This is a genomic window from Myxococcus sp. CA039A, from assembly GCF_013336645.1.
In the GTDB taxonomy this organism is placed as follows: domain Bacteria; phylum Myxococcota; class Myxococcia; order Myxococcales; family Myxococcaceae; genus Myxococcus; species Myxococcus llanfairpwllgwyngyllgogerychwyrndrobwllllantysiliogogogochensis.
The window spans coordinates 1-3335 of record NZ_JABUMQ010000570.1; the positions used below are offsets into that span (position 1 = coordinate 1).

The 3335-nt window shown below is 71.2% G+C and carries 3 protein-coding genes and 1 pseudogene; all 4 read left to right on the plus strand.

The window, feature by feature from the left end:
- Nucleotides 1-354 (plus strand): tyrosine-protein kinase family protein (locus HR086_RS45775; protein WP_373564448.1); only part of this gene is annotated, 354 nt, incomplete at its 5' end.
- Complete coding sequence (locus HR086_RS45780) at nt 351-1592, plus strand: glycosyltransferase (RefSeq protein WP_174468801.1); 1242 nt, start codon at nt 351-353, stop codon at nt 1590-1592. The genes HR086_RS45775 and HR086_RS45780, both read left to right, overlap by 4 nt.
- A gap of 17 nt (nt 1593-1609) precedes the next feature.
- On the plus strand, nt 1610-3103 hold the full coding sequence (locus HR086_RS45785; RefSeq protein ID WP_174468802.1) for a hypothetical protein: 1494 nt from the start codon (nt 1610-1612) through the stop codon (nt 3101-3103).
- Nucleotides 3072-3335 (plus strand): annotated as a pseudogene (locus HR086_RS45790) (glycosyltransferase family 1 protein); the annotation flags it as partial. The gene HR086_RS45785 and the pseudogene HR086_RS45790, both read left to right, overlap by 32 nt.

Sequence of the window (3335 nt, forward strand, 5' to 3'; positions counted from 1 at the left end):
CCACCCAACCCGGCGGAGCTGTTGCACACGCGGGCCTTCACGGAGCTGTTGAAGGCGGCGGCGGGGAAGTTCGACCGCGTCATCCTGGACAGCCCGCCCCTCAACGCGGTGGCGGACGCGGCGGTGCTGGCGACGCAGTGTGACGGCGTGGTGCTGGTGCTCAAGGCGGGCAAGACGAACCGCGAGTCGGCCCGGCGCGCGCTGCGCTCGCTGGCGGACGTGCAGGCGCGCATGTACGGCGCCATCCTCAACGACGTGGACTTGAAGGCGCCGCGCTACGGGGACTCGTACCTGGCCTACCAGGGTTATGGGCAGTACGCGGAGGAGTCCAAGGACGGGGTGACGCAGTCGTGAGCACGCCCCCGGCGGGAGCGGGTCTGCGGGTGTTGCACCTGGGCAAGTTCTATCCGCCCGCGTCGGGTGGTATCGAAAGCCACGTCCAGACGCTGGCCCGCGCGCAGGCGGCGCAGGGCGCCCAGGTGCAGGTGCTGTGCGCCAACCACTCGAGGGACTCGGGCAACACCAGCCATGAGTTCCGGGGCAGCAGCCCCACGCGTGAGGAGTGGGACGGCCCGGTTCGCGTGGTGCGGCTGGGGCGCCGGGCCTCGGTGGCGCGCATGGACGTGCTGCCAGAGCTGCCGGGGATGTTGCGGCGGATGCTCGCGCGGGGCGTGGATGTGGTGCACCTGCACACGCCGAACCCCACCATGGTGCTCGCGCTGGACTGCGTGCCCCGGCTCCCCACGGTCTTCATCACCCACCACAGCGATATCATCCGGCAGCGGGTGGCCGGCGCGCTGTTCCGCCCGTTCGAGCTGCTGCTGTACACTCGCGCGCGCCGGATTCTGTCCGACAGCGAGGCGTACGTGCATGGCTCCGCGCTCCTGAAGACCTTCCGGCAGAAGGTCCGCGCCCTGCCGCTGGGCATCGACCTGGGGCCCTATCTCCAGCCGTCCGCCGAGGCGCTGAAGGCGGAGGCGCACTGGCGGCAGGAGGCCGGAGGCCAGCCGCTGTGGCTGATGGTGGGGCGGCTCGTCTACTACAAGGGCCTGTTCACCGCGTTGGAGGCGCTCGCGCGGGTGCCCGGGCGACTGATGGTGGTGGGCGTGGGGCCGCTGGAAGAAGAGGCGCGCGCGAGAGCGAAGGCGCTGGGCGTGGCGGACCGCGTGACGTGGGCGGGCTACCTCCCTCCGGATTCGCTCACTGGTGCGTATCGCGCGGCCACCGCGCTGTGGTTCCCCAGCAATGCGCGCAGCGAGGCGTATGGGCTGTCGCAGGCGGAGGCCATGGCGTGTGGCCTGCCCGTGCTGAACACCGCGATTGCGCACTCGGGGGTGCCGTGGGTGAGCCGGCACGAGGAGACGGGGCTGACGGTTCCAGTGGGTGACGCGCAGGCGCTGGCGCGCGCGGCAAGGCGACTGGTGGAGGAGCCGGGCCTCGCGGAGCAACTGGGGCGTGGGGCGCGGGCGCGGGCGGAGGCGGAGCTCCGGCACGACGTCATGGCCGCTCGCAGCCTCACGTTGTACGCGGAGGCGCTGGGGCGGCCCGTGCCGACCTCGGAGACGCCGACCGACACACGAGCCGTCGCGTGAAGAGTCCGCGCCCGCCCATGTCGGCGCGGCCGGGACTCCAGGGGCCCGGCGTCCTGGGGCGCCGATATGTCCGGCGCGCGCCCGGCGCACCGCTGGAGGTCGTCTCCGCGACGGCCCCGCGGGTCGGCGCGCTCGAGACGAATCCGGGTGCCACCCGAAGCGGGGAGCAGCGGACCGGTTCGCGAGGCGGATGGCTTTCCTCGGCGCGGCTCGTGCCGCTGTTCGTGGGTCTGCTCATCGCCTGCCAGCTCGCGCTGCTGGTGGAGGCCATCTCCCCGGTGCGCGTGGTGGTGCGGACCCTGTCGTTCGGTCTCAGTCTCGCGTTGCTGGTGCTGGTGCCGGGGCGGAGCCTGAAGCACCCCGCGCTGCCCTTCGTGCTGGGGGCGCTGGGCATCACCGCGCTCAACTTCTTCAACCCGGGAACCGTGAGTGCGCTGGGCGCGATGGCGCAGTTGGCCATCCAGCTCTCCATCGTCGCGCCGCTGCTCTGGGTGACGCGGCTGTCCATCGACCCGAAGACGTTCCGGCTCACGCTGGCGCTGCTCTTCTTCTTCAACACCGCGAGCGCCACCGTGGGGGTGCTCCAGGTCTATTTCCCGGGCCGCTTCCAGCCCAACGTCTCCACCATGATTCAGAACCAGGGCGAGGCCTACGTGCGCAGCCTGGAGTTCGAGACGGTCAGCGGCGAGCGCGTCTTTCGCCCCATGGGGCTGACGGACATGCCGGGTGGCGCGGCGACGGGTGCATTCTACTCGGTGCTGCTGGGCGGAGGCTTCCTGCTGTCGTCCCGGCGCGGGTGGGTGCGGGGGATGAGCGTGGGCAGCATCCTGGTGGGGCTGCTGTGCCTCTACCTCTGTCAGGTCCGCGCGCTCGCGCTGATGCTGGTCGTCTGCGTGGCGGCGATGGCGCTCGTCCTCGCGTTGAGCGGACGGCTCGCGCGACTGGCGACGCTGGTGGTGGTGGTGGGCGGGGCGGCGGTGTTCACCTTTGGCTGGGCCGTCGCGGTGGGCGGCGACGCGGTGTTCGCGCGCTGGAACAGCCTGTTCGAGGAGCGCCCCGAGCAGGTCTACCACCGCAACCGGGGCCTCTTCCTGGAAGTGACGCTCAACGACCTGCTGCCGGTGTACCCGCTGGGCGCGGGGCTCGGTCGCTACGGCATGGCCAACGCCTACTTCGGTGACAACTCGGACCCGGCGCGTCCCTCGCTGTGGGCCGAAATCCAGTGGACCGCGTGGGTGTACGACGGCGGGTTCCTGGTGATGGTGCTCTATCCGCTGGGTCTGCTCGCGGCCATGGCGTGGGTGTTCCGCATCGCCCGCCAGCGGGAGACGACGGGGGGCGAGTTCTGGCTGTGGGGCAGCGTCATCTTCGCCTACAACCTCGGCGCGCTGGCACTGACCTTCAGCTACTCGTTCTTCATGAGCCAGATGGGCATGGAGTTCTGGCTGCTCAACGCGGCGCTCTTCGGCGCCTGGACGCATGCGACGACCCTACACGCTCATCGCCGGTGACTTCGTGGCCACCGGTGGCATGGACCGGGCCAACCTCGCGCTGGCGCTGTGGCTGGCGAAGCAGGGCGGACCGGTGCGACTCGTGGCGCACCGAATCGCGGACGCGCTGCGAGACTTCCCCAACGTGCGCTTCGTCCACGTGCCCAAGCCGGCCAATGCGTACCTCCTGGGCGAGCCGCTGCTGGACGCGGTGGGGCGTGCCTGGGCGCTGCGCACGCGGGCCGAGGGTGGG